Origin of the sequence: Skermanella stibiiresistens SB22 (assembly GCF_000576635.1) — a bacterium.
In the GTDB taxonomy this organism is placed as follows: Bacteria; Pseudomonadota; Alphaproteobacteria; order Azospirillales; family Azospirillaceae; genus Skermanella; species Skermanella stibiiresistens.
Genome location: NZ_AVFL01000018.1, coordinates 114728 through 138432, shown reverse-complemented (window position 1 = coordinate 138432; position 23705 = coordinate 114728). Strand labels below are relative to the sequence as shown.

Genomic DNA, 23705 nt, shown 5'->3' with positions numbered 1-23705 from the left:
TCCCAGCAGGGGATCAACGGTGTGCTTGACTGCGGTCACGGCGGCGTACTCCGGCTTTGCTCTGGTTTGGTCGGTAGGTCGTGGTCACTGGGTCGAGGTCAATGATTCGCGGTGATCTTCCGGCCCTGGAGCGGATTTGTCCAGTCGACCTCGCGCAGGTCGGCGATGATCAGATCGACGGCATCGAATTCCAGGGTGGCGTGCTGCGGCCACGCGATGGTGACCATGCCGGCCGCCTTGGCGGCGCGGGCGCCGATCGGGCTGTCCTCCACCACCACGCAATCCTCCGGTGCCATGCCCAGCCGCTCGGCGGCGCGCAGATAGGGTTCCGGATCGGGTTTGCCCTTGGTCACGTCGTCGCGCGACAGGGCGAAGCGCAGCGCTTCCGGCATGGCGATGACGCCCATGTTCGCCTCCACCACGCGTCGGGCGCTGTTGGAGACGCAGGCCTGGAGCACGCCGGCGCGCGCCAGTTCGGCCACCTGCTCCAGGGCTCCCCGGCGTGCCGGCACCTTGGCGACATGGGTGACGTAGTGGTCCGAGCAGGCGGCGGCGAAGTCCGGCAGGTCGAGCGGCAGGGGCTGGACCGCGTTCAGCATCGCGTAGACCTCCGCCATGGAGCGGCCAAGCAGACGGTCGTAATCGGCCTTGGCGAGGGTCTGGCCGTGGCTCTCGCAGACCGCGACGAAGGAGTTGAAGTGGTGGGGCTCGCTGTCCAGCAACGTGCCGTCGATGTCCCAGAGGACGGCTCTCATCATCGAATTTCCTGGATGCGGGTTTTAAGAGAGGACCAGATCGTCGCGGTGGATCAGTTCGGTCCGGCCCTGATAGCCAAGGATCTCGGCGGTCTCCTGGCTGTGGTGGCCCATGATCCGCCGGGCGTCCTCGGCGGCGTAGGCGATCAGCCCCCGCGCCAGTTCCCGCCCGTCCTTGGATCGGATCACCACGGCGTCGCCGCGCTGGAAGTCGCCCTCTATCGAGACCACCCCGGCCGGCAGCAAGCTGCTGCCGCGCGCCAGCGCCGCCGCGGCGCCGGTATCGACCACCAGGGAGCCCCGCGCGTTGAGGTGACCGGCGATCCAGCGCTTGCGGGCGGTGCGCGGCTCGGCACCGGGCACGAACCAGGTGCAGGGGGCGCCGCCTTCCGACGCTGGCCGGTCGAGCGCCGACAGCGCGTTCATCCGCTTGCCCTTGGCGATGACCATGCGGCAGCCACCCGCCATGGCGATGCGCGCGGCGGCGATCTTGGTGACCATGCCGCCGGAGCTGTAGCCGGGCGGCGGCTCGCCGGCCATGCCCTCGATCTCTGCCGTCAGCTCGCGGACCTCGGGGATCAGCGTGGCGGTCGGGTCGCGCTTGGGGTCGGCGGTGTAGAGCCCGTCGATGTCGGACAGCAGCACCAGCGTGTCGGCGCTGACCATCTGGGCGACACGCGCGGCCAGCCGGTCGTTGTCGCCGAACCGGATCTCGGAGGTGGCTACCGTGTCGTTCTCGTTGATGACAGGCACGGCGCCCAGCTTCAGCAGGGTCTCGATCGTGTTGCGGGCGTTGAGGTGGCGGCGCCTTTCCTCGGTGTCGTCCAGCGTCAGCAGGATCTGCGCCACGGTGATCTCGTGGCGGGCCAACGTCTCCTGATAGGCGTGGGCCAGCCGGATCTGGCCGGTGGCCGCCGCGGCCTGCTTCTCCTCGAGCCGCAGGGGCCGGCCGATCAGGCCCAGATGCTCGCGCCCGACCGCGATGGCGCCGGACGACACGATGATGACCTCCTGGCCGCGCGCCTTGCACGCGGCGACATCGTCGGCCACCGCGTCGAGCCATTCGCGCCGCACCTTGCCGGTGGTTTCGTCGACCAGCAGGGCCGAGCCGATCTTGATGATCAGCCGGCGCGCGTCGCGCAGCGTGGCGGGTCGCGCGGATGCCGCGGGTTCGGCGGCCGTGCTGGTGTCGGTCTCGCGCGTGGTTTCGGCGGGGGTTTCGGCGGATGTCAGGTCAGCGGGCATCTTCTTGTTCATCGTCCTGGACGTTGACTTCTTCCAGGCGGGGATCGGCGTTCTCGTCCAACCCTTCGCCCAGTTCCTCGCCGGGTTCCGCCAGCGTGCGCTCGCCGGACCGCAGCGGGACCGGATGGCGGCGGCCGGGAGCCGAATCCTCGGCCTCCTCGACCCGCGCGTCCTTGATGCGGCGGAGCAGTTCGAACAGCACGGGCGGCACGCCGATGCCGGTGGCGCCGGACAGCACCATCACCGGAGCGCCCGCGAGGTCCTCCAGCACGGCCTTCTTCTCGGCGATCTCCTCGTCGTCCAGGCTGTCGCACTTGTTGAGGCCGATGATCTCCTGCTTCTCGGACAGCCCGTTGCCATAGGCCTCCAACTCGCCCCGGATCACCGTATAGGCCTCCGCGACGTCCTCCTGGGTGCCGTCGATCAGGTGGAGCAGCACGCGGGTGCGCTCGACATGCCCGAGGAAGCGGTCGCCCAAGCCAGATCCCTCGTGGGCGCCCTCGATCAGGCCGGGGATGTCGGCCAGGACGAACTCCTCCTCGCCGACATAGACGACACCGAGGTTGGGCTGGAGGGTCGTGAAGGGATAGTCGGCGATCTTGGGCTTGGCGCGCGACGAGGCGGCCAGGAAGGTCGACTTGCCGGCGTTGGGCAATCCCACCAGACCGGCGTCGGCGATCAACTTGAGCCGCAGCCAAACCCAGCGCTCCTCGCCCGGCCAGCCGGGGTGGCTCTGGCGCGGCGCCCGGTTGGTGGCCGATTTGTAGTGGGCGTTGCCGAAACCGCCGTCGCCGCCGCGCAGCAGCAGGACGCGCTGGCCGACCTCGACCATGTCGGCGAGAACCGTCTCCTGGTCGTCGTCGAGCACCTGGGTCCCGACGGGGACGCGCAACACGATGTCCTCGCCCTTGGCGCCGGATCGGTCCTTGCCCATGCCGTGGCCGCCGCGCGGCGCCTTGAAGTGCTGCTGGTAGCGGTAGTCGATCAGCGTGTTGAGGCCGTCGACCGCCTCGATCACCACGTCGCCGCCCTTGCCGCCGTCGCCGCCATCCGGGCCACCGAACTCGATGAACTTCTCGCGTCGGAAGGCGACGATGCCGGGACCACCGTCACCGCTCTTGAGGAATACCTTGGCCTGATCGAGGAATTTCATGGCTCTGATGTCAACGAATGTCAGCGGACCGCAGTGGATGTATTGGGGAGTGGATCGGGGGCGGCCCGTGGATTGAGGGGATGCGAAAACGAAAATCGGGGGGACGGTGACCCGACCCCCCGATAATCCAGTTCTGGACGTGCAGGATGCTGGGGCGCCGTTACTCGGCGGCCACCGGCACGCTTTCCGCCGTCTGGGGCTCGGTCACCGACACGAACGTGCGGCCAAGCATCGACTTCCGGAACTTCACCTGACCCTCGACGAGGGCGAACAGGGTGTGGTCCTTGCCGATCCCGACGTTCGGGCCGGGATGGAACTCGGTGCCGCGCTGGCGGACGATGATGTTGCCGGGGATGACGCTCTCACCACCGAACTTCTTGACGCCAAGACGACGGCCGGCGCTGTCGCGACCGTTGCGGGAGCTACCGCCTGCCTTTTTATGTGCCATTGCTCTTTACTCCTCTTGCCAGGATCGTGCTGGACGGAAACGCTGTGACCGGATCGTGACGGACGCGGGTTACGCGCTGATCCCGGTGATGCGCAGCACGGTCAGATCCTGACGATGCCCGTTCTTGCGCCGATAGTTCTGGCGACGCTTCTTCTTGAAGACGATGATCTTCGGCCCACGATCCTGGGCGATGACCTCGGCGGTGACGGCGGCCCCCGCGACCAGCGGAGTGCCGACCGTGGTGCTGCCAGCGTCGCTGACCATCAGGACTTCGTCGAAGTTGATGGACGCGCCAGCCTCACCGGCCAGTTTTTCGACCTTGATCACGTCGCCGTTGGCGACTTTGTACTGCTTGCCGCCGGTGCGGATCACTGCGAACATGTTTGCCACTGCCGTATATGAATACAAACTACGGGCACGACAAACCTCGTCCGAGATTTGAGCCCGCTGGTAAGGAGCGGCGAATATACTCACCAACGGCCGAGAGTCAACAGGCCGATTCCGTTTCGCCGGCCTGCGGCGGCTTTCCCGACCCGGCCTTCCCCCAGGATCGGTTCGCGCGATCAAGTGCAAAGATACCCTTGCGGAAGGGAAATCCATGGGCTAATTTCCCGCCGCCTCGCCAAGATATGTCGGGCGAGGCTGCTGCGTCGGACGGGTGGTCGAGTGGTTGAAGGCACCGCACTCGAAATGCGGCGTACCCGCAAGGGTACCGTGAGTTCGAATCTCACCCCGTCCGCCATCGCCTCCCGCTAGGTCCCTCGCAGCGACTGGGCACTCCGTCCAAGAATTGTGATCTCGCGTCGGATGGCTGGTATCGGCAAGCCACCGGTCGTTGAAGTTCGTCCAAGACGACTCACACCCTCCTGACCGCCGTCCACCCTCTCCCGCAATAGACCGCGCGATCCACTTATCGGAACGTCGGGTCAAGTCCGTGCGGCAGCCGGTCGACAAGCGGCGCAGGGAGCGAGACCATGCCTGGTTCGCCAGGCATTTCCGTCTCGTTCAACTTGATGACCACCGATCCTGCCGCCACGGAAGCGTTCTACCGCGCGATCACTGGTTGTGATCCTCTTCGTTGGGCGTAATACGGTAAGATGGCGTCATATCCCCGCTACCGCCGTCCTCCGCCTGCGGCCGGCCTCACATCGGCCGAAAGCCCGCGCTCCGTCCCTCGGCGTTTACGTTCCAAAGGAATAGGGGCGCCGACAACGCCCTATACTTAAAACCCGTATGTAATTTGGTCGCCGGATGGGAGATTCGCCCAAAAAGGAGGGCGTGCCATGGCGACGGTAACCAGGTTCGATCTCAATGGTGGCGGCTCGGGGCTCAACGTGGCCCGCGCCTATCGGGAAAATGCCGCGGCGATCGATCTGGCGCCGGTCGCCGCTGTGAGTGCCAGTGGGAATTTCAGCGGCCAAAGCCTGAGGATCTCCGGCCTGTCGCCCGATACCAGGATCGGGTTCGACGGCTACGCGTCGATCTCCGGCGGCGATGTCAGGATCCAGGGCACCACCATCGGCACGATCACCGGCGGCGGCAATGGTGCCGATATCGTCATCGGCTTCAACACCAATGCCACGGCCGGCCGCATCCAGACGCTCCTGCAGGAACTCACCTTCGCCAGCACCAGCGATGCCCCGGCGGCCAGCCAGACCCTCACGCTCAACCTCGCGGGCACGGCGCGGACCGCCGCCATCACCGTGACCCCGGTCAATGACGGGCCGCAACTCGACCTGAACGGTGGCGCCTCCGGCACCTCCGCCACGCTGGCTTGGCGCGGCGGCGATCCGCCGGCCCGCATCGCCCCTGCGGCCAGTATCTTCGATGCCGATTCGGCGAATTTCAACGGCGGCTCCTTGCGGGTCGCATTCACCCAGAACGGCACTTCAACCGATCGGCTCCAAATCCTCGCCGATGGCGTGGTCACCCTGACCAATGGCGGCGCCACCGTCGCCGTCAATGGAACCGCCATCGGCACCGTCTCGGGCGGCGCGAATGGTGCTGCGCTCGTCATTGGCTTCAACAGCAACGGCGCGACCCCGGCGGCTGTCCAGGCGGTGCTCGACCACGTTGGCTACAGCGGTTCCGCCGCCACCGCCACGGCGACCAAGCAGGTGACCTTCACGATGAACGACGGCGACGGGACCGCCAATGGCGGTCAAGCCACGGGCAGTGCCACGGCAAGCATCGCGCTGACGGCCGGCGGCAATGTGGCGCCGGTCCTGACCGGCGATCTCACGGCGCCCATCAGCGGCACGTCCTATGTCTTCACCACCGCCGACCTGTCATTCACCGATCCCGACGACACGGCCTCGGGCGTGACCTTCACCGTCAGTGGTGCCATCAACGGCGGCATCCTTGTCAATGGCATGGCGACCGCCAGCTTCACCGGCCAGCAGCTCGCCGCCGGCGCGGTCTCCTTCCGCTTCGGCGATCCAGGGGTGACGGCGGCGTCCTTCTCGGTTTCCGTGGAGGATGGCAACGAGGACGGCTCGACGCCGGTGCCGCGCACCTTCCAATTCACCGCCAGCCCACCGCCGTCCGGCACGCTCAGCTTCGCCGACGCCACCCAGGGCGTCGCGGCCGACCTCGCGGCCGCATCCTGGCACACCGCGCTGCGGATCATGCCCACCGGCGACTCCATCACCAATGGCGACGCCCCCGAGGGCAGCGACGAGCACGGCTATCGCGGCTTCCTCTGGCAGAACCTGGCCGGAAACGGCGTGTTGGCCGATTTTGTCGGTCCCTACAGCAATGGCTTGGTGCCCGACGCGGACCATGCGGGATATCCCGGCGATCAGGCGGATGACGTGCTCGAGAAGCTGCCAAACCTGCTCGCCACCTACCCGGCGGACGCCATCCTGCTGATGGCCGGCACCAACGACGTCCTTCAGGAGACCAACGCGCAGAACTCGGTCGGCCCGGAGATCCGGGCCATGCTGGACATGGTGGCGCAGCGCAGCCCGAGCACGACCGTCTACGTCTCGACCATTCTGCCGCTGAGTGGCGATACCACGGAAGTCAATGCCGTCAACGCCGCCATTCGGGCGGTCGTCACGGATGCCATCGGACGCGGCCAGAACGTGCATCAGGTGGAGATGCCGAGCGTCACCACCGCGGACCTGTTCGACGGCATCCACCCGACCGACGGCGGCTACAGCGAGATGGCGGGATATTGGACGAGCGCCCTGCTCGCCAATCCGCCAGCCAGCGGGCCGGCCACCGCCATCGGCGCCGGCGTGGCGGCATTGACCGGCAGCGCCTACAACGACGTGTTGACCGGGAATGGTTCGGCGAATTCCCTGATTGGCGGCGGCGGCAATGACTGGTTGTCGGGCGGCGGTGGCGACGACACGCTGCTTGGCGGTGCCGGCCGGGATACGCTGATCGGCGGCCAGGGCGCCGATAGCCTCGGCGGCGGCGCGGAGGCCGATGCCTTCGTCTTCGCCCCGGGCTTTGGCGGCGACACCATCGCCGACTTCCGCCCCGGCGAGGACCAGTTGGACCTGCGGGCACTCGGCCTGAGCGTCGGTACCTTCAACACTTGGCTGGCGGGTCACGCGGCGATGTCCGGTGCCGATACGATGATCACGATCGACGCGGGCAACACCATCACCTTGACGGGTGTCGCGATATCCAGCCTGCGCGCGGCGGACTTCGATTTCGTTTAGCATCACCTCGGTCCATCCGGGTGCGGGGCCAAATTGATCCGACCGTCATCGACCGGCTCCGGATTCCGTTCACCACCGCCATCCCCACCGCGGTAGACTGCGCCGGGTCCCCCTATCGGAACGCCGGGTCAAGCCCATCCGGCGGTTGGTCAACGAGCGGCGCAGGGAGCGAGATCATGTCCGGTTCGCCAAGCACTTTCGTCTGGTACGACTTGATGACCACCGATCCCGCCGCGGCGGAGGCGTTCTACCGCGCGGTCGTTGGTTGGAACGCCAAGATCTGGGGCGAGACCGGCGCCTATACCCTGGTGGGACCGGGTGACAGGATGGTCGCCGGCATCATGGCATTGCCGGAGGCGGTGCTGGTGGCGGGCGGCAGGCCGGGTTGGCTTGGGTATGTCGCGGTGGCGGATGTCGATGCCGCGACCGCCGAACTGGCCCAGGCCGGTGGAGCCGTTCACAAGCCGCCGACCGACATTCCCGAGGTCGGACGCTTCTCCGTCGTCGCCGATCCGCAGGGTGCCGTGTTCCAACTGTTCACGCCGCTGGCGGGCGATAACCCGCCGCCGCCTGCTGCTCCCGGCACGCCGGGACATATCGGTTGGCACGAGCTTTACGCCGTCGATTGGGCGGCGGTCTTCGACTTCTACGCCGACCGGTTCGGCTGGACCAAGGCGGACGCGATCGACATGGGCCCGATGGGCACCTACCAGCTGTTCGCGGCCGGGGGCGTTCCGATCGGCGGGATGATGAACAAGCCGGAGATGATCCCGCGCCCGTTCTGGGGCTTCTACTTCAACGTCCCCGAGATCGACACGGCGGCGGCGCGGGTCGCCGAGAATGGCGGCATGGTCCTGATGGGACCCCAGGAGGTGCCGGGTGGCGCCTGGATCGTCCAATGTGTCGATCCGCAGGGAGCGGTGTTCGCGCTGACCGCCCCGGCCCGCGGGGGAGGCATACCCTGAGCCGGACCCAAGCCGGCGCAACGCCAGCGTCCGACATCCTGTTGACCCGGTGAGGCACGCCTTGGATTCGCAAGGCCTTCGCTACAAGGGAATGCAGGCATGACATCGGAAAACGCTCCTGTTTGGTTCATCACCGGTTGCTCGACCGGGTTCGGCCGGGAACTCGCCAAGCTCGTGCTCGATCGCGGCTGGCGGGTGGTCGTGACGGCGCGGGACGTCGAGCGGGTGCGGGACTTGGCGTCCGGTGCCGAGGATCGCGTCCTGGCGCTGGCCCTCGACGTCACCGACGCGGGTCAGGTGACCGACTCGGTCGCGGCGGCGGAGAAGCGGTTCGGCGCCATCGACGTGCTGGTCAACAACGCCGGCTATGGCTATCAGGCGCCGGTCGAGGAGGGCGACGACGCCGAGATCCGCGCCATGTTCGAGGCCAACGTGTTCGGCTTGGCCGCCATGATCCGCGCGGTCCTGCCGGGCATGCGCGCGCGGAAGCGGGGGCACATCGTCAACTTCTCCTCGGTCGCCGGCTTCGTGGGATTTCCCGGCTCCGGCTATTACGCGGCGACCAAGCACGCGGTCGAGGGGCTGTCCGACTCGCTCGGGCGCGAGGTCGAGCCGCTCGGCATCAAGGTCCTGTGTGTAGAGCCGGGGCCGTTCCGCACGGACTGGGCCGGACGCTCGCTCAAGCAGACCGAAAGCCGGATACCCGACTACGCGGAAACCGCGGCGTCGCGCATGAAGGCGACATCCGGCTATAGCGGCAAGCAGCCCGGCGATCCGGTCCGCGCCTGCGCCGCGATCATCAAGGCGGTGGAGGCCCCGAACACGCCCCGCCATCTGGTGCTCGGAGCCTTCGGCGTCGAGACGGTGCGCGGCAAGCTGGCGAGCGTTATCGAGGAGATCGACGCCTGGAAGGAGACCAGCCTGGGCGCCGATTATCCTGAAAACGAGCGCTGAACAGCGGTTCGAGAGCCGTTTCAGCCGTGCATGCGGGAAATGGCGTCTGCCAGCCGGATAGGCTCCGGCAGGCGCCATTTCGGGCTGAAGCGGAGCACCAGATCGACGGCGGTGGGCAGGCTCACCCGATGGCCGACCGAGACGAACAGCGGGTTGGTGCCGTCGCGGGTGCGGAGCGCCACCCCGACCAGCTCCCGCCGGTGGAACATCGGGGATGAGGAGCCGCGCTCCCGTCCGGGCTCGTCATAGCGTCCCACCAAGCGCGACTTGGCGACTCCGATCGCCGGCAGGCCGGTCACGACGCCCAGGTGACAGGCCAAGCCGAAACGGCGCGGATGCGCCAAGCCCTGGCCATCGACCACCAGCAGGTCGGGCGGCTCCGGCAACAACGACAGCGCCGCCACCATGGCCGGAACCTCGCGGAACGACAGGAAGCCCGGCACGTAGGGGAAGACGGTCGGGCGCCACAGCAGGACGGAGCGGGTCAGTTCCAGCGTGACGGGATCGATTTCCGCGACCGCCGCCCAGGTCTTGTTGTCCGATTCGCTGAAATGGGCGTCCACGGCGGCGATTCGGCGCACTGGGCCGAAATCGTCGTGGGGCACCACCTGCCCGCGCATCCTCTCCTGGACCACGCGGGCTTCCGCCTCGGTGGTGGGCCAGGGGTCCTTTGGTTCAAGATGTTCCGTCAGTCGCGCCCGATCATCGTTCCCGCGCCGCCCTCGGTGAAGATCTCCAGCAGCAGGGCGTGGGGGACGCGGCCGTCAAGGATGACCGATGCGTCGACACCTTGCTCCACGGCGGAGATGCAGGTCTCGATCTTCGGGATCATGCCGCCGCTGATGGTGCCGTCTGTCATATAGCCGCGGGCGTCGTCCAGCGTCATGGTGGAGATCAGCTTCTTCTGCTTGTCCAGCACACCGGCGACATCGGTCAGCAGGAACAGGCGGGTGGCGCCCAGGGCCGCCGCGATGGCGCCGGCCGCCGTGTCGGCGTTGATGTTATAGGTCTCGCCGTTGCGGCCCAGGCCGATCGGGGCGATCACCGGAATGACGTCCGACTTCTCGAAGGTCTCCAGGATTTGCGGATTGACCTGATAGGGCTCGCCGACGAAACCCAGGTCCAGGATCTTCTCTATGTTGCTGTCGGGATCGCGTTGGGTCCGGCGCAGCTTGCGCGCCGTGATCAGGTGGCCGTCCTTGCCCGACAGGCCGACCGCCTTGCCGCCCTGGTTGCTGATCGCCGTCACGATCTGCTTGTTGATCGAGCCGGACAGGACCATCTCGACGATGTCCACGGTATCCTTGTCGGTCACGCGCAGCCCGTCGACGAAGGAGCTCTTGATCTTCAGCCGCTCCAGCATGGCGCCGATCTGCGGGCCGCCGCCGTGGACCACCACGGGGTTGATGCCGACCTGCTTCAGCAGCACGACGTCGCGGGCGAACAGCTCGCCCAGCGACTCGTCGCCCATCGCGTGACCGCCGTACTTGATCACGAAGGTGCGGCCGGAGTATCGGCGCATATAGGGAAGGGCCTCGGATAGGGTCCGGGCCTTGGTCAGCCATTCCTCGCGGGACAGCTGCGGCGGGGCGGGGGTGTCGGTCGGTTCGCTCATGGCGCGGAACTCTAAGTGAAAGAACCGGTGCCCGCTAGTCGGGGTTTCGCGTGATGCCGATTTGCCGCCGCCAGTGATTCAGGCGCAACAGTCCAATGGCTGGGCATCCCACGACTCCAGGTGTCAGGCCGGATTGGCCAAGGTCGCCAAGCTGGCGCGCAGCTCGACCACACCGGTGCCGTCCTCGGAACTGGTCGAGGCGATCTCCGGGTGCGCCGCCGGATGCTTCTTGAGGCTGGCGGCGGTCCGTTCGACCAGGGCCGGCTGATCGATTTTCTTGACCTTGTCCATCTTGGTCAGGACGATCTGGTAGGGCACGGCGGCCTTGTCCAGCATCTCCATGATCTCCAGATCATTGGGCTTCAGCCCATGGCGTCCATCGATCAGCAGGCAGATGCGGCGCAAGGTCACGCGTCCCCGCAGATAGTTCTTAACGAGCGTGGTCCAGGCGGCGACCTTGGTCTTAGATTCCTTGGCGTAGCCATAGCCGGGCAGGTCGACCAGCACGACACGGCCGCCCAGATCGAAGAAGTTCAATTGCTGGGTTCGGCCCGGCGTGTTCGACGTCCGGGCCAGCGTCTTGCGGCCGGTCAGCGCGTTGACCAGACTGGACTTGCCGACGTTGGACCGGCCGGCGAAGGCGATCTCCGGCAGCTTGGCCTCGGGCAGGTTCGCCTCGTCGGCGGCGCCCCAGATGAACTCGCACTCCTTGGCGAACAACAGGCGTCCGGCCTCGAGACCGGCCTCGGCCTCGTCCGGCATCAGGGTGGGTTGGATGATCGGGCCGGTCATCGTGGTCTTGTCCTTGTTCTGGCGCGCATCCCAAGCTCGGGATGGCGAAACGCCGCCCGCGGTTGCCCGGGGCGGCGCTGTATTCGACGGGTGCCGCTAGGTCCCGTGGTTCAGGTTACCTGATGGGTCAGGTGACCTTGACGCCCATCTTGCGCATGATCAACCACTGCTGGAGGATCGACAGGCTGTTGTTCCACGCCCAGTAGATCACCAGACCGGCCGGGAAGCTGGCCAGCATGAAGGTGAACACGAACGGCAGCGCCATGAACACCTTGGCCTGGACCGGATCGGGCGGCGCCGGGTTCAACTTCTGCTGCAGGAACATCGTGATGCCCATGATGATCGGCCACACGCCCAGGTGCAACATGGTCGGCGGCGTCCACGGGATCAGGCCGAACAGGTTGAAGATGGTGGTGGGATCGGGCGCCGACAGGTCGTGGATCCAGCCGAAGAACGGCGCGTGCCGCATCTCGATGGTGACGAACAGCACCTTGTAGAGCGCGAAGAACACCGGGATCTGGATCACGATCGGCAGACAGCCGCTGACCGGATTGGCCTTCTCGCGCTTGTACAGCGCCATCATCTCCTGGCTCATCCGCTGGCGGTCGTCGCCGAAACGCTCGCGGATCTTGGTCATCTCCGGCTGCAAGGCCTTCATCTTGCTCATGGCCTTGTACGACTTGTTGGCCAGGGGGAAGAACAGGGCCTTGACGAAGACGGTGAACACCAGGATCGCGACGCCGAAGTTGCCGAACAGCGTGCCCAGGAAATCCAACGCGTAGAAGAACGGCTTGGTCAGGAAGTAGAACCAGCCGAAGTCGATCGCGAGGTCGAAATTCTTGATGCCGTATTGATCGGAGTAGGCGTCCAGCAGCTTGACCTGCTTGGCGCCGGCGAACAGCCGGTTGGTCGTCTCGGTGCTCTCGCCCGGAGCCACGGTGATCGGCTGGCCGGTATAATCGACTTGATAACGGTCCTGCCCGTTGGTGGAGGTGTGACGGATCCGCGACTGGAGATTGGAGTTCTGGTCGGGAACCAGCGACACCAGCCAATACTTGTCGGTGATGCCCATCCAGCCACCGGTCGTCTGGTACTGGATGTTGCCGTCTTCCTTGATGTCGCCGTACTTGTACTCGTGCAGCGTGCCACCGAAGACACCCAACGGACCTTCGTGCAGGATGTAATAACCCAGGGTCGGCGGCGTGCCATGGCGCGACACCAAGCCGTAGGGCACCAGCGCCACCGGCGCGTCGGTCGTGTTGCGGACGCGTTGGGTGACCGAGAACATGTAGTTCTGATCGACCGTGAACGTCTTCTCGAACACAAGGCCCTGGCCGTTGTCCCAGGTCATGGTGACGGGACGGTCGGGCGTCAGCGGCTCGGCCGGGGCGGACCACTGGGTGGAACTGTCGGGAACCGGCTGGTTGGTTCCGGCGGCCGGTACCCAGCCGAACTCGGCGTAATAGGGCTGGCTGGTCCCGGCGGGCGACAGCAGCACGATCTCAGGGCTGCCCCGGTCGGGCGTCACGTGGTAATCCGCCAGCGTCAGGTCATCGACCCGGGCGCCGATGGTCGAGATCGTGCCGTGCAGGCGCGGCGTGTCGATCCGGACGCGCTGCCCGGCCGCCACGATCTCGCCGCGGTCGCGCGGCGCGCCGGCCGCTGGAGCGCCGGGAAGGGGAACGGGCGAGCCGTCGGCGGTGACGCCGTCGGGGGTGGTCGGGGCGGGCAGGCGGGCCTGCTCCTCCGCGCGCTGCTGCGCCAGTTCCGCCTTGCGCTGTTCCATGCGCGGGATTTCGTAGAAATACTGAAATCCGAGCAGGATGACGATCGACAGCAGGATCGCCACGAGAAGGTTGCGCTGGTCAGTCATGGGTCCTGGTCAGTCCCTGCCGTGATCGCATCTGTTATGGTATTTTTCGTTGTCGGCTTTTCCGGCGTCGGCCTGTCTGGCGTCGGGCACCGGGTCCCAGCCTGCTCCGCCCCACGGATTGCATCGCAGGATGCGCCAGCCCGCCATCAGACCGCCGCGGATCGCTCCGTGCTTAGATAGGGCTTCCAGAGCGTAGTTGGAACAGCTTGGTTCGAAGCGGCAGTTGTTGCCCAAAATCGGCGCCAAGGTCCACTGGTAAAGCGTCACCAGGCCGCGCAGCAGGTATGCCGCCGGACTGGCGCCCGCCACACCGCTCCAGAGCCTCGTCATCACGAAACCTCGGCTGACGACCGCCACGCCTTGAGGCGTTTGAGGCAAGTCGTCAAATCCTGGCGCAAGTCGTCCCACGGGCGGACCAGCGTCTCGCCGCGCGCGATCAGCACGAAATCCGTTTCGGGAGCGCCATGCTCCGTCATGATCTCCTGCGCGAGCGCGCGAAGACGCCGTTTCGCCCGATTGCGGGCGACGGCGTTGCCGACCTTCTTGCTGGCCGTGAAGCCCACGCGCGTCAAAGCCTCGCCCGCACCGGGGTGCTGGCGATCGTCATGGCGGCGGGCTTGCAGGATCAAGCCGGGTGCGACCCACTTGCGGCGCGCACCGGCCACAGCCAGGAATTCCGGCCGCCGTTTGAGACGTCCGAGTCCGGACGCGCTCCCTTCGGGCGGCATTGGGCTTAAGCGCTGAGGCGCTTGCGGCCCCTGGACCGGCGGGCGGACAGAACCCGGCGACCACCAACAGTGGCCATACGGGCGCGAAAACCGTGCCGGTGCTTGCGCACGATCTTACTCGGCTGGTACGTGCGTTTCACGACACACACTCCGTTAAAACAGGTGAACCCAAAAACGAAGGACGGTGTATAGGGGCAGGGGTGGTCCGAGTCAATGAGTAAGCACCCTGCGGGAGTTCGACATCCAGGGCTTGGATCAGCGCCACTCGCCGGTCAGCAGCGGCTCGATCGGATGCTTGCCCTTGGATATCCGCAGTTGCTTGAAGATGTCGGCACTGCCCTCGGTCTCGTCCTCCGGTTCCAGGTCGACACCGAGATGACGTTCGACATCGTGTCCCGCTCCGATCAGGATGAACTCCGCCCCGGCGTAATCGAGCAGGCGAGTGTCCTCGGTCGCGAAACGGCGGTCGCCGAACTCCTTCTGGAGCTTGGCGGGATATTCCGCCTCCTGGTTGTCGCCGAGGCCGGTATTGGGCGGGGATCCCTTCTTCGGGTTCTTGACCGACAGCGCGAAGCTGCCCTCGTCCTGGATGTTCAACTCCTTCTGGACGGGACCGGGTTTCTCGGGAAGCTCCAGCGCGTACGCCAGATGCAGGGTGTGGCCGGTCCGCGTCAGCACGTACACGCCCTCCCCGGCGGGGCGCGCGGCGGGACGTACGCGCTCGCCTCGGGTCTTGGTGTCGTAGTGGTCCTCGCCCAACTCCGCCGTGATCTCCTTGGCGGATTTGGCGATCAGATCGACGAAACCCCAGTTCCGCTCATGGTCCTCGGTGTCCGGCAGGCGCTTCCGGCCGATCGTCATCAGGCGGAAAAGGCTGACGCCGTCCGGGCGCAGCACCATGTGGAAACGCTCGATGTCATCGATGCCGTCGGCGATCTCCTCCGGTTCATCCTCACCCCGCACCTTGGGACGGTAGATGAAATAGATGTTGCCGCGCTCGACGATTTCCGTGGGCTGGCTGCTCTTTCGCTGGGCCATGGCGCTGGCTCTCCCGTTGACCTGTCGTTGCCCCGTATCAACCGCCAAGCCATGGCAACCTCACGGTTCCTCTTCACGGCCCGGCTCACGGCAAGGTGACTGGCTGGTGAACGGTGCCGATGTTACCTCTCGAAGACCCCTCCGCTGATGGAGATCAAGGATCCATGGCCGCCGCCGAACAGATGTCCACCCCCTCTACCGCCAAGCGGTTCCTGCCGCTGGTGCTTCTGGCGGCCGGACTGGCCGCCTTCTTCGGGCTGGGCTTCCACCACTATCTCAGCTTCTCCAGCCTGGGCGAAAACCGCGAGGTGCTGCTCGACTTGGTCGGGCGTCATCCCATCGTGGCGCCGCTGGCCTTCATGGGACTCTACGCCCTGGCCGTCGCGTTCTCGATCCCCGGCGCCGCCGTCTTGACCATCGCCGGCGGATTCCTGTTCGGCACGGTGGCCGGCGGCTTCTATGTCGTGATCGGTGCCACTTTGGGTGCCGTGGGGGTTTTCCTCGCGGCGCGCACCGCCCTGGGCAATGGTTTGAGGAAGCGCGCCGGCCCCTGGATGGAGCGGCTGGAGGCGGGGTTCCGGGAGAACGCGCTCAGCTATCTGCTCGTGCTGCGGCTGGTGCCCCTGTTCCCATTCTGGCTGGTCAATCTGGTGCCGGCCTTCCTGGGCGTGCCGCTCGGCACCTATGTGATCGGCACGTTTCTCGGCATCATCCCCGGCAGCTTCGTCTACGCCTCGGTCGGCAACGGCGTCGGCGCGGTGTTCGAGTCCGGTGGCACGCCCGATCTGAAAATCATCTTCACGCCGGAAATCCTGCTGCCGATCGTGGCGCTGTCGCTGCTGGCGCTGGTGCCGGTCATCTATAAGAAGATCAAATCCGGCAAGAACACGGGAGCGAGCACCCATGGCTGAGATCAAGACCGATATCTGCGTCATCGGGGCGGGGTCCGGCGGTTTGTCGGTCGCGGCGGGGGCGGTCCAGATGGGGGCCTCCACCGTGCTGATCGAGCGCGGCGCCATGGGCGGCGACTGCCTCAACTATGGCTGTGTCCCGTCCAAGTCGTTGCTGGCCGCGGGACGGGCCGCCGACGCGGTGCGCCACGCCGGGCGCTTCGGCGTCAATGGGCATGAACCCGAGATCGACTTCGCCCGCGTCCACGACCATGTCCACGGTGTGATCGCCGCGATAGCGCCCAACGACTCCGTCCAGCGGTTCGAGGGACTGGGCGTCCGCGTCATCCAGGCGAGCGCCCGCTTCACCGGTCCCGAAACGGTCGAAGCGGGGGGTGACACCATCCGCGCCCGGCGGTTCGTGCTGGCGACCGGGTCGCGGGCGGCCACGCCGCCAGTCGCCGGCCTCGCGGACGTGCCCTTCCTGACCAACGAGACGATCTTCGAGCGCCGGTCCGCTCCCGATCATCTGATCATCATCGGCGGCGGACCGATCGGCATGGAGATGGCGCAGGCCCACCGCCGTCTGGGCGCCCGCGTCACCGTCCTGCAGAAGGACTCCATCCTGCCCAAGGACGATCCGGATCTGGTGGCGATCGTGCGAGACCGGATCACGGCGGAGGGCGTCGACCTGCGCGAGGGGGTCGAGGTGGCGCGGGTCGAGCGCCATGGCAACGGCGTCGCCGTGATCCTGGATGGCGGCGGGCGGGTGGAGGGCTCGGACCTGCTGGTGGCGGCTGGCCGTCAAGCCAACGTGGACGGGCTGGGTCTGGAGGCGGCGGGCATCGAGTTCAGCGCCAGGGGGGTCAAGACGGATGCCCGGCTGCGCACCACCAACCGCCGCGTGTTCGCGGTGGGCGATGTCGCCGGTGGCCCGCAGTTCACCCACATCGCGGGCTATCACGCCGGCATCGTGATCCGCAACGCGCTGTTCCGGCTGCCGGCCAAGGTCGATTACTCGGCGCTGCCATGGGTCACCTATACCGAGCCGGAACTGGCGCATGTCGGCCTGACCGAGGCCCAGGCGCGCGAATCCCATGGCGAGGTCAGGGTGCTGACCTGGGGGTTCGAGGAGAACGACCGCGCCCAGGCGGAGCGTGACACCGAAGGCAAGGTCAAGGTCGTCACGCTGCCCAACGGCCGCATCCTCGGCGCCTCGATCGTCGGTGCCCACGCCGGCGAGTTGATCCAGGTCTGGTGCCTGGCGATCTCCCAAAAGCTGAAGATCGGCGCCATCGCGTCGATGGTGGCACCCTATCCGACCCTGGGGGAAGCCAGCAAGCGCGCCGCCGGCGGCTTCTATACACCCAAGCTGTTCAGCGGACGGACCCGCGGGCTGGTGCGGTTCCTCGGCTGGTTCGGCTGAGCGGGTCCGCGAAGGCGGTTCAAGCCAGCGGTATTTGACGTATAAGGTATCCACCCCCAATGGAATGGATACCCTTCCGGCCATGCCTCTCCGCAAGTTCGTCACCAGCCCCTTGGCCAGCCTGTCGGCCAAGCTCCTGGTGATGACGATCCTGTTCGTCATGCTGGCGGAGGTGCTGATCTTCGCGCCATCGGTCGCCCGCTTCCGCCAGACCTGGTTGGAGGGGCGGATGGCGGCCGGTCATCTCGCCGCCCTGACGATCGAGGCGGCGCCGGACCAGATGGTCACCCCGGAACTGGAGGGCAAGCTGCTCGGCCATGTCGGCGCCTATTCGGTCGACCTGATCCTGCCGGACCAGCGCATCTACATGCTCAGCTCGACCGTGGCGCCGACCGTCGACCAGACCTACGACCTGCGCCGCGCCATGTGGTTCGACATGATCATGGACGCGGTCTCCTTGCTGACCCTGCACGACGACCGCGTGATCAAGGTGACGGGAATGTCGCCCAAGGACAATCGGGCGGTGGTCGAGGTGGTGCTGGACGAGGCGCCGCTGCGGGCCGAGATGTTCGATTTCGCCGAGCGTATCCTGGCGCTCTCGGTCCTGATCTCGCTCATCACGGCCGGGCTGGTCTTCCTCAGCCTCAACGCCCTGATGGTGCAGCCGATGCGGCGGATCACCGCCAGCATGATGGCGTTCCGCCGCGATCCGGAGGACCTGTCGGCGACGCTGCCACATACCCGCAGGGCCGACGAGATCGGCATGGCCCAGCGCGAGCTGATCGACATGCAGTCGGCGCTCCGCTCGGCCTTGCGTCAGAAAGAGCGTCTGGCGGCGCTCGGGACGGCGGTCACCAAGATCAACCACGACCTCCGCAACATCCTGTCGACCGCCGCCCTGGTTTCCGAACGGCTGGCGGATAGTGGCGATCCCGAGGTTCGGCGCGTGACGCCGCGCCTGATGCGGTCGATCGACCGGGCGGTCGAGCTGTGCAGCCAGACGCTGGCCTATTCGCGGGATGGCGCGCTGCCGCTCCACCGCGCGGACATCCCGCTGGCCGAGATCGTGGAGGAGGTCGGCGCGGAGCTGCTGCCGGAGGCGCGCGACGGTGTCTCCTGGGTCAACCACGTGGCGAAGGGATTACGGGTGCGGGCCGACCGTGAACAGTTGGCGCGGGCCTTGGTCAATCTCGGCCGCAACGCCTTGGAGGCGGGCGCCACCGAGGTCACCGTCACGGCCGCGGCCCCCGTGCGGGAGGGGGGGCGGATCGCCGTGACGGTCGCGGACAATGGCCCGGGACTGGCGCCCCGCGCGCGCGAGAACCTGTTCCAGCCCTTCGCCGGTTCGGCGCGGGCCGGCGGTACCGGCCTTGGACTGGCGATCGCCCGGGAGGTCGCCCGCGCCCATGGCGGCGACGTCCGCCTGATCGAAAGCGGCGGCCAAGGCACCCGTTTCATGCTGGAACTTCCCGGGGGTGGCGGGTAGGTCGCTGGCTTTTCGCCCCGCCTCAGGGATCGATTGCGACAACAGCGCCATTTGCCTATTAGATGAGGGACATCACATCAGGACGGCGGACAGCCGTCTACCGGAATGGAGGAGGGGAAGTTGGAGAATCTCGGCAAATGGATTACCGGCGGTGTGATCGGCGTGATCGGCATCATCGGTCTTTTCGTGTCGTCCCGCGCGGCTGACAACACCTTCTATTACCTCGGACTGATCGTTTTCGCCGTCGCCATCGCGGTGATCTTCCTCATGATCCGCAAGGGATTCGACGCCGCCGGCGCGCGGCCCCGCGGCCCTGGCGACACGGCCGCTCACAACAACTGAGCGTTTCGCGGATACATTCCCGAAGACACGAGAAAAGCGCGGCACCCCAGGGATGCCGCGCTTTTTCCATGATCCGCGGTTCCGCGACGTCCGGGCCGATGGTCCGGCGCGTTGTCAGGAATTGATCGAGATCGAACCGATCGAGGTGTTGTCGCTGATGTCGCCACCCAGGGCGCCAGCCGCGTCCGAGGACGAATCCGACGCGCCGCCGAAGCCCGAAGCGGTACCCGAGGCGGAACCGCCGCCAAGGCCGCCGAAGGCCGACGCCGAACCCATGCCGGCGCCGCCGAGGCCCATCGAGTCCGAAGTGGAATGACCAACGGCGTCACCGCCCGACTTGCCGCTCTGCTCGATGCCGATTCTGCTGCTCATGATGTTCTCCGCTAATCGAAGGTTTATTCGTCCGCGCCGTCGGCACTCTCGCCGTCCGCCGATGGATTACCCAATAGCAAGGGATATGCCACTATCGAGTGGGGTGGCGAAAACCGCTTGCCGTCGGGGTTTCCCCGCGATCCCTTGTCTCTGGCGGTGAGGACGGCGACCGTTCCCGTCGAGTTTGCTGGAACCTGTCCAGAAAATTTGGACTAACCCTTGCAGAGAGATGATGGACGGGGGCTCGCGATCGGCTTGGCATGCCCCAAGTCCAAAACGGTCGAAGCCGGAGCGCACCCCTGGGCACGCTCCGGCTTCGACATCAGCTTGTCACGCCAACCTGATCCTGGTGGTGCCGGGCCAGCGGCCCGGCGCGGCCTCAGGAGTTGATGGTGATCGAGCCGATCGAGGTGTTGTCGCTGATGTCGCCACCGAGGGCGCCAGCGGCGCTCGAGGACGAGTCCGACGCGCCGCCGAAGCCCGAGGCGGTGCCAGCGGCCGAACCGGCGCCGTAGCCGCCGAAAGCGGAGGCCGAACCCAAACCGGCGCCACCGAGGCTGGCCGAGCCCGAGGTGGAGTGACCCAGGGCATCGCCGCCGGACTTGCCGCTTTGCTCAACGCCGAGATTGCTGCTCATGATGTTCTCCACTGATCGAAGGTCTGTTGATTTTCGCCGTCGGCATCGTCGCCGTGCGCCGATGGATTACCTCTTAGCAAGGGATGTGCCACCATCCAAAAGGGTGATGGCGCCGCTGGAATGCCGGCTTCACCGCGAACCAACCCCTATGAGCCCACCGACCATGAGGTCTTTTCCGTCGAGTTTGCTGGAACGTGTCCAGAAATGTTGGATCAGGCGCTTTGGACGATCCGTCCGAGGCGCGCGGATGGTGAGAAAAGCCTGAAACGTCAAGCTCTGGCGTCTCCAGACCCGATACTGGAAATACAGCACCGTCGGGAGACGCCAGAGTCCACGCCCGTATCGATGATGGGACGTTATGAGCCGATCGTCGGCTGTGTGACGGTGATGGTCGGATCCCAGTTGTAATAACCGAGCGTGGTGATGGTGCCGCCCTGCTGCTGCTGCAGGATCATGAAGGAGATGCCGTAAGTCTCCGTGCCGTAATTCGAGACCGTGGCCTGCAGAAGGTAATTCTGCAGGGTCTGGAGTTTACAGCTCGGATTGCCGGAGGAGGGGAACGGCAGGACGGGATAGGGGGAGGACTCGGTGATCAACAGCGGAACCGGAGTGCTCGTGACGACCGTCGGATTAGGCGAACCCGTGCTCGAGAAGGGGGAGATGGCGTAAGGGATGACATAGGTCTGCAAGTCGCCGGAAAGCGCGCAAGCGGTCCACTGAATGATGTCGCCCGTATCCGCCAGGATGTTCAGATTGCCCGTCGCCTGCGTCGTCGGCGTCGATGACGTCGCCGGAACGACATAGCCCGGCTGCGTGACCATGTAGGTGTATTGGTGGCCGATCGGCGTCGGAGAGCTGGAGGTTTGACTGGGGGATCCGTAGGCTCCGATGATCGACTGCGTGTCGAATACGATGACGATGTTGATCGTGCTCACGTTAGATGTTCCTTCATTTCGGGGTGCCTCCAGTCACACAGTTGCTCGTGTCGAGTGCTTGTGTGTGGGTGCGGTCAATTTCGTATAAAGAAGAAGTTAAATCAAATAAAAAACGCGTATATTTAAGCCTGGAAATTGTGAATTTCGATGAAGTAATGTTCATTTCCATTCTGAAGCCTCAAAGAGCTTCAGGATTGCCAAACGATCATTGTCTCCATTCTAGTGATCGCTATTACTTTTTCTTTGAAGGCTAATTGAATGCGCTTGTAGTCGGTATGAGGGCGGTCTTGCCGCGGTCCAAGACGTTGGCCGGAATCGAGTTCGTTGACACCCGCTCCATGAATCTGGGCTACCTCTTTCGTATTTCGGCAACGCCGGCGGTGATGGGGCCTTCACCTCCCCAGGGGAACTTCGCCGAGGGGAAAGATGACCGGACGCACCCATCCCGCGACGGGATGGCCCTCGATGGAGTGGAAGGCGAACCGCGACTTCGCGGTCGCCACCGGGCGCGCCTTCGGGGGCGCCATCATCTTTTCCCTGCCCTTGATGATGACGATGGAGATGTGGTGGCTGGGCTTTTACATGCCGCGTCCGCGCCTGTTGCTGTTCCTGCTGTTGACCATCCCGCTGCTGTCGGTCCTGGCCTATTACGCCGGGTTCGAGCGGGGGGCGGGTCCCAAGGATTTCGTTCTGGACGCCTTCGGGGCGCTGGCGGTCGGGTTCGTCGCCTCCGCCGCGGTCCTGTCGCTGCTGGCGGTCATCCAGACCGGCAATTCATACGACGAGATCGCCGGCAAGATCGTGCTTCAGGCGATCCCCGGAGCCATCGGCGCGATGCTGGCGCGTAGCCAGCTCGGCCAGCGTGACGAGGACGGGGAGGAGGAGAGCCGGCGCGACACCTATGGCGGCGAACTGTTCCTGGCGGGCGTCGGGGCCATGTTCATGGCTTTCAACGTCGCGCCGACCGACGAGATCGTGCTGATCGCCCTGATGATGACGGATTGGCACGCGATCGCGTTGATCGCCGGATCGCTGCTGGTGATGCACGGCTTCGTCTACGCCGTCGGGTTCCGGGGGACGGCGGAACCGCGCGGCGGCGTATCACCGGGGGGCGAGTTCCTTCGGCTGACCATCGTGGCCTATGCGCTGTCGCTGGTGATCAGCCTCTATGTGTTGTGGACGTTCGGCCGCACCGATGGCCTCGGCCCGCTCGAGCTGGTCAAGATGACGCTGGTGCTGGGTTTTCCCGCCGCGATCGGCGCCGCCTCCGCCCGGTTGATCCTATGAGCGACGCTGAACACGACGCCGCTGGCGCGAGGGAAAAGCTCCATACCCCCGTGCTGGAATGGCTGCTGGGTGGGGTGGGGCTTCTGCTGGTGGCGGCTGCGGTCGCGTTCCTCGCGTGGTCCGGCACCACTCAGGGTGATCGGCCGCCCGAGATCCATGTCGAGGTCGAGCGCGTCATCCGCCAACGCGACGGCTGGCTGGTCATGGTCAGGGCCTACAACGCCGGTGGCGAGGCGGCGGCGGAACTGCTGATCCGGGGCCGCCTGGCCGGTGGGAATGGATCCGGCGGGGATGGGTCCGGAGCGGAGGAAAGCGAGCTGAGGCTGGACTACCTGCCAAGCCGCTCGGATCGGCGCGGCGGCCTGTTCTTCACCCGCGATCCCGGTTCCGGCCAACTCACGGTCCGGGCCATCGGCTACGCCGAACCTTGAGGGCTCTGGTCAGTCCGCCGCCGCCATGAAGCTGAGCAACGGGTCCCAGTCCGCCCGAAACTCGCCGATGCGCTTGCCCTTCAAGTCGAACAGGCTGAGCCCGGTCGCGGCGGTATCGGGATAGAGCTGGGTATCGCGGATGCGGGTCACGACCTTGTGGCCGATGCCCTCCAGGAACTCGTCCAGCCGATCGGCCGATTTTGTCCGCGCCCGCAGCCGGTTGCCGATAACCAGGACGTCCTTCTTGTTCTTGGCGATCGGCTTCAGCTCCTCCAGCTTGTCGAGGAAGCGGCGGGTCGCCTGCTCGTCGAAGGCGCTGGGCAGCACCGGCAGCACGATCACGTCGGCGAGCTTGACCAGTTCCTCGATCTGCTTGGTCTTGAGCGCCGCCGGCGCGTCGATCACCAACCTGCCTGGACCCTTGGGAGGGCTGGCGAGTTCCTTGGTCCAGTCCAGCCCGGTCAGGGACGCCGCGTCGGTGGGCCGCCGCTCGATCCAGCCGAGGCTGGATTTCTGGCGGTCCACATCGGCCAAAAGGGTGTGATGCCCGGAGGTCGCGAAGGCGGCCGCCAAGTGGGTTGCGATCGTGGTCTTGCCGCAACCACCTTTGATATTGGCGACGAGGACTGTGAACATGATGGCCGCGATCCTATCCCACC

At 66.1% G+C, this 23705-nt stretch carries 26 protein-coding genes and 1 tRNA gene; 10 read left to right on the top strand and 17 right to left on the bottom strand.

Translation table 11 applies throughout. The features are described from left to right. Positions 1-98: 98 nt before the first annotated feature. The 5 genes from N825_RS22400 to rplU form a co-directional block, all read right to left on the bottom strand. A complete protein-coding gene (locus tag N825_RS22400; protein ID WP_037457181.1) occupies positions 99-758 on the bottom strand; it encodes an HAD family hydrolase in 660 nt (219 codons plus the stop codon). Positions 759-779: 21 nt separating this feature from the next. Continuing rightward, on the bottom strand, positions 780-2000 hold the full coding sequence (gene proB / locus N825_RS22395) for a glutamate 5-kinase (protein WP_084164979.1): 1221 nt from the start codon (positions 1998-2000) through the stop codon (positions 780-782). Further along, complete coding sequence (obgE, locus tag N825_RS22390; protein WP_051512771.1) at positions 1990-3153, bottom strand: GTPase ObgE; 1164 nt, start codon at positions 3151-3153, stop codon at positions 1990-1992. Before obgE ends, proB begins: the two co-directional genes overlap by 11 nt. Before the next feature lie 160 nt (positions 3154-3313). Continuing rightward, positions 3314-3601: a 50S ribosomal protein L27 gene (gene rpmA / locus N825_RS22385; protein ID WP_037457179.1), complete on the bottom strand. Its 288-nt coding sequence runs from the start codon at positions 3599-3601 to the stop codon at positions 3314-3316. Between the two features lie 69 nt (positions 3602-3670). Continuing rightward, positions 3671-3982, bottom strand: coding sequence for a 50S ribosomal protein L21 (gene rplU, locus N825_RS22380; RefSeq protein ID WP_037457177.1), 312 nt, complete (start codon positions 3980-3982; stop codon positions 3671-3673). Between the two features lie 271 nt (positions 3983-4253). Between rplU and N825_RS22375 the strand changes: the two genes are divergently transcribed. The 4 genes from N825_RS22375 (at position 4254) to N825_RS22360 (ending at position 9194) form a co-directional block, all read left to right on the top strand. Then, positions 4254-4343 (top strand) — tRNA-Ser (locus N825_RS22375). Between the two features lie 541 nt (positions 4344-4884). After that, positions 4885-7275 carry a GDSL-type esterase/lipase family protein gene (locus N825_RS36805; protein ID WP_051512770.1) on the top strand — a complete coding sequence of 797 codons (2391 nt, stop codon included), beginning with the start codon at positions 4885-4887 and terminating at the stop codon, positions 7273-7275. Positions 7276-7451: 176 nt separating this feature from the next. Then, positions 7452-8240, top strand: coding sequence for a VOC family protein (locus N825_RS22365; protein ID WP_037457175.1), 789 nt, complete (start codon positions 7452-7454; stop codon positions 8238-8240). A gap of 99 nt (positions 8241-8339) precedes the next feature. Continuing rightward, the gene (locus N825_RS22360) at positions 8340-9194 is read left to right on the top strand and encodes an oxidoreductase (protein WP_037457173.1); all 855 of its coding nucleotides are present in this window, start codon (positions 8340-8342) and stop codon (positions 9192-9194) included. 20 nt (positions 9195-9214) lie between these two features. Here N825_RS22360 and nfi read toward each other — a convergent pair whose 3' ends face one another. The 8 genes from nfi to N825_RS22325 form a co-directional block, all read right to left on the bottom strand. Beyond that, the gene (nfi, locus tag N825_RS22355; RefSeq protein WP_198038825.1) at positions 9215-9829 is read right to left on the bottom strand and encodes a deoxyribonuclease V; all 615 of its coding nucleotides are present in this window, start codon (positions 9827-9829) and stop codon (positions 9215-9217) included. Between the two features lie 53 nt (positions 9830-9882). Then, complete coding sequence (gene argB / locus N825_RS22350; RefSeq protein ID WP_051512769.1) at positions 9883-10809, bottom strand: acetylglutamate kinase; 927 nt, start codon at positions 10807-10809, stop codon at positions 9883-9885. A 123-nt stretch (positions 10810-10932) separates the two neighbouring features. Next, on the bottom strand, positions 10933-11601 hold the full coding sequence (gene yihA / locus N825_RS22345) for a ribosome biogenesis GTP-binding protein YihA/YsxC (protein WP_037457169.1): 669 nt from the start codon (positions 11599-11601) through the stop codon (positions 10933-10935). Between the two features lie 127 nt (positions 11602-11728). After that, positions 11729-13474, bottom strand: coding sequence for a membrane protein insertase YidC (yidC, locus tag N825_RS22340; protein ID WP_037457167.1), 1746 nt, complete (start codon positions 13472-13474; stop codon positions 11729-11731). Between the two features lie 9 nt (positions 13475-13483). Continuing rightward, on the bottom strand, positions 13484-13804 hold the full coding sequence (yidD, locus tag N825_RS22335) for a membrane protein insertion efficiency factor YidD (RefSeq protein WP_051512768.1): 321 nt from the start codon (positions 13802-13804) through the stop codon (positions 13484-13486). Further along, complete coding sequence (rnpA, locus tag N825_RS22330; RefSeq protein WP_037457164.1) at positions 13804-14202, bottom strand: ribonuclease P protein component; 399 nt, start codon at positions 14200-14202, stop codon at positions 13804-13806. The genes yidD and rnpA overlap by 1 nt, the downstream gene beginning before the upstream one ends. 5 nt (positions 14203-14207) lie before the next feature. Then, positions 14208-14342: a 50S ribosomal protein L34 gene (rpmH, locus tag N825_RS38055; protein ID WP_084164970.1), complete on the bottom strand. Its 135-nt coding sequence runs from the start codon at positions 14340-14342 to the stop codon at positions 14208-14210. A gap of 115 nt (positions 14343-14457) precedes the next feature. Next, positions 14458-15240, bottom strand: coding sequence for a hypothetical protein (locus N825_RS22325; protein ID WP_037457162.1), 783 nt, complete (start codon positions 15238-15240; stop codon positions 14458-14460). Between the two features lie 164 nt (positions 15241-15404). Between N825_RS22325 and N825_RS22320 the strand changes: the two genes are divergently transcribed. From N825_RS22320 to N825_RS22305, 4 genes are all read left to right on the top strand, one after another. After that, positions 15405-16151 carry a TVP38/TMEM64 family protein gene (locus N825_RS22320; RefSeq protein WP_051512767.1) on the top strand — a complete coding sequence of 249 codons (747 nt, stop codon included), beginning with the start codon at positions 15405-15407 and terminating at the stop codon, positions 16149-16151. Beyond that, a complete protein-coding gene (locus N825_RS22315) occupies positions 16144-17556 on the top strand; it encodes a dihydrolipoyl dehydrogenase family protein (RefSeq protein ID WP_037457159.1) in 1413 nt (470 codons plus the stop codon). The genes N825_RS22320 and N825_RS22315 overlap by 8 nt, the downstream gene beginning before the upstream one ends. A gap of 82 nt (positions 17557-17638) precedes the next feature. After that, on the top strand, positions 17639-19042 hold the full coding sequence (locus tag N825_RS22310) for a sensor histidine kinase (protein WP_037457287.1): 1404 nt from the start codon (positions 17639-17641) through the stop codon (positions 19040-19042). A gap of 120 nt (positions 19043-19162) precedes the next feature. After that, positions 19163-19384 carry a hypothetical protein gene (locus N825_RS22305; protein ID WP_157619483.1) on the top strand — a complete coding sequence of 74 codons (222 nt, stop codon included), beginning with the start codon at positions 19163-19165 and terminating at the stop codon, positions 19382-19384. A 114-nt stretch (positions 19385-19498) separates the two neighbouring features. On the opposite strand, the gene N825_RS22300 is transcribed toward N825_RS22305, so the two are convergent. The 3 genes from N825_RS22300 to N825_RS22290 all read right to left on the bottom strand — a co-directional run bounded on the left by N825_RS22300 (position 19499) and on the right by N825_RS22290 (position 21328). Next, complete coding sequence (locus tag N825_RS22300; protein WP_037457155.1) at positions 19499-19756, bottom strand: hypothetical protein; 258 nt, start codon at positions 19754-19756, stop codon at positions 19499-19501. Positions 19757-20135: 379 nt separating this feature from the next. Beyond that, complete coding sequence (locus N825_RS22295) at positions 20136-20393, bottom strand: hypothetical protein (protein WP_157619482.1); 258 nt, start codon at positions 20391-20393, stop codon at positions 20136-20138. Positions 20394-20749: 356 nt separating this feature from the next. Further along, positions 20750-21328, bottom strand: a complete 579-nt coding sequence (locus N825_RS22290) for an AidA/PixA family protein (RefSeq protein ID WP_037457152.1) — start codon at positions 21326-21328, stop codon at positions 20750-20752. Between the two features lie 426 nt (positions 21329-21754). Between N825_RS22290 and N825_RS22285 the strand changes: the two genes are divergently transcribed. Together N825_RS22285 and N825_RS22280 are read left to right on the top strand one after the other, a co-directional pair. After that, positions 21755-22615 carry a TIGR02587 family membrane protein gene (locus tag N825_RS22285; protein WP_245613199.1) on the top strand — a complete coding sequence of 287 codons (861 nt, stop codon included), beginning with the start codon at positions 21755-21757 and terminating at the stop codon, positions 22613-22615. Then, on the top strand, positions 22612-23046 hold the full coding sequence (locus N825_RS22280) for a hypothetical protein (protein WP_037457150.1): 435 nt from the start codon (positions 22612-22614) through the stop codon (positions 23044-23046). The genes N825_RS22285 and N825_RS22280 overlap by 4 nt, the downstream gene beginning before the upstream one ends. 9 nt (positions 23047-23055) lie before the next feature. On the opposite strand, the gene N825_RS22275 is transcribed toward N825_RS22280, so the two are convergent. Next, entirely contained in the window at positions 23056-23682 is a 627-nt protein-coding gene (locus N825_RS22275; RefSeq protein WP_037457149.1) for a ParA family protein, read from the bottom strand. Between the last annotated feature and the right edge of the window lie 23 nt (positions 23683-23705).

Excerpts from the sequence above, each read along its gene's own strand:
- N825_RS22400 (WP_037457181.1), bottom strand. The coding sequence starts at position 758 with ATGATGAGAGCCGTCCTCTGGGACATCGACGGCACGTTGCTGGACAGC.
- proB (WP_084164979.1), bottom strand. The coding sequence starts at position 2,000 with ATGCCCGCTGACCTGACATCCGCCGAAACCCCCGCCGAAACCACGCGC.
- obgE (WP_051512771.1), bottom strand. The coding sequence starts at position 3,153 with ATGAAATTCCTCGATCAGGCCAAGGTATTCCTCAAGAGCGGTGACGGT.
- rpmA (WP_037457179.1), bottom strand. The coding sequence starts at position 3,601 with ATGGCACATAAAAAGGCAGGCGGTAGCTCCCGCAACGGTCGCGACAGC.
- rplU (WP_037457177.1), bottom strand. The coding sequence starts at position 3,982 with ATGTTCGCAGTGATCCGCACCGGCGGCAAGCAGTACAAAGTCGCCAAC.
- N825_RS36805 (WP_051512770.1), top strand. The coding sequence starts at position 4,885 with ATGGCGACGGTAACCAGGTTCGATCTCAATGGTGGCGGCTCGGGGCTC.
- N825_RS22365 (WP_037457175.1), top strand. The coding sequence starts at position 7,452 with ATGTCCGGTTCGCCAAGCACTTTCGTCTGGTACGACTTGATGACCACC.
- N825_RS22360 (WP_037457173.1), top strand. The coding sequence starts at position 8,340 with ATGACATCGGAAAACGCTCCTGTTTGGTTCATCACCGGTTGCTCGACC.
- argB (WP_051512769.1), bottom strand. The coding sequence starts at position 10,809 with ATGAGCGAACCGACCGACACCCCCGCCCCGCCGCAGCTGTCCCGCGAG.
- yihA (WP_037457169.1), bottom strand. The coding sequence starts at position 11,601 with ATGACCGGCCCGATCATCCAACCCACCCTGATGCCGGACGAGGCCGAG.
- yidC (WP_037457167.1), bottom strand. The coding sequence starts at position 13,474 with ATGACTGACCAGCGCAACCTTCTCGTGGCGATCCTGCTGTCGATCGTC.
- yidD (WP_051512768.1), bottom strand. The coding sequence starts at position 13,804 with ATGACGAGGCTCTGGAGCGGTGTGGCGGGCGCCAGTCCGGCGGCATAC.
- rnpA (WP_037457164.1), bottom strand. The coding sequence starts at position 14,202 with ATGCCGCCCGAAGGGAGCGCGTCCGGACTCGGACGTCTCAAACGGCGG.
- N825_RS22325 (WP_037457162.1), bottom strand. The coding sequence starts at position 15,240 with ATGGCCCAGCGAAAGAGCAGCCAGCCCACGGAAATCGTCGAGCGCGGC.
- N825_RS22320 (WP_051512767.1), top strand. The coding sequence starts at position 15,405 with ATGGCCGCCGCCGAACAGATGTCCACCCCCTCTACCGCCAAGCGGTTC.
- N825_RS22315 (WP_037457159.1), top strand. The coding sequence starts at position 16,144 with ATGGCTGAGATCAAGACCGATATCTGCGTCATCGGGGCGGGGTCCGGC.
- N825_RS22310 (WP_037457287.1), top strand. The coding sequence starts at position 17,639 with ATGCCTCTCCGCAAGTTCGTCACCAGCCCCTTGGCCAGCCTGTCGGCC.
- N825_RS22300 (WP_037457155.1), bottom strand. The coding sequence starts at position 19,756 with ATGAGCAGCAGAATCGGCATCGAGCAGAGCGGCAAGTCGGGCGGTGAC.
- N825_RS22295 (WP_157619482.1), bottom strand. The coding sequence starts at position 20,393 with ATGAGCAGCAATCTCGGCGTTGAGCAAAGCGGCAAGTCCGGCGGCGAT.
- N825_RS22285 (WP_245613199.1), top strand. The coding sequence starts at position 21,755 with ATGACCGGACGCACCCATCCCGCGACGGGATGGCCCTCGATGGAGTGG.
- N825_RS22280 (WP_037457150.1), top strand. The coding sequence starts at position 22,612 with ATGAGCGACGCTGAACACGACGCCGCTGGCGCGAGGGAAAAGCTCCAT.
- N825_RS22275 (WP_037457149.1), bottom strand. The coding sequence starts at position 23,682 with ATGTTCACAGTCCTCGTCGCCAATATCAAAGGTGGTTGCGGCAAGACC.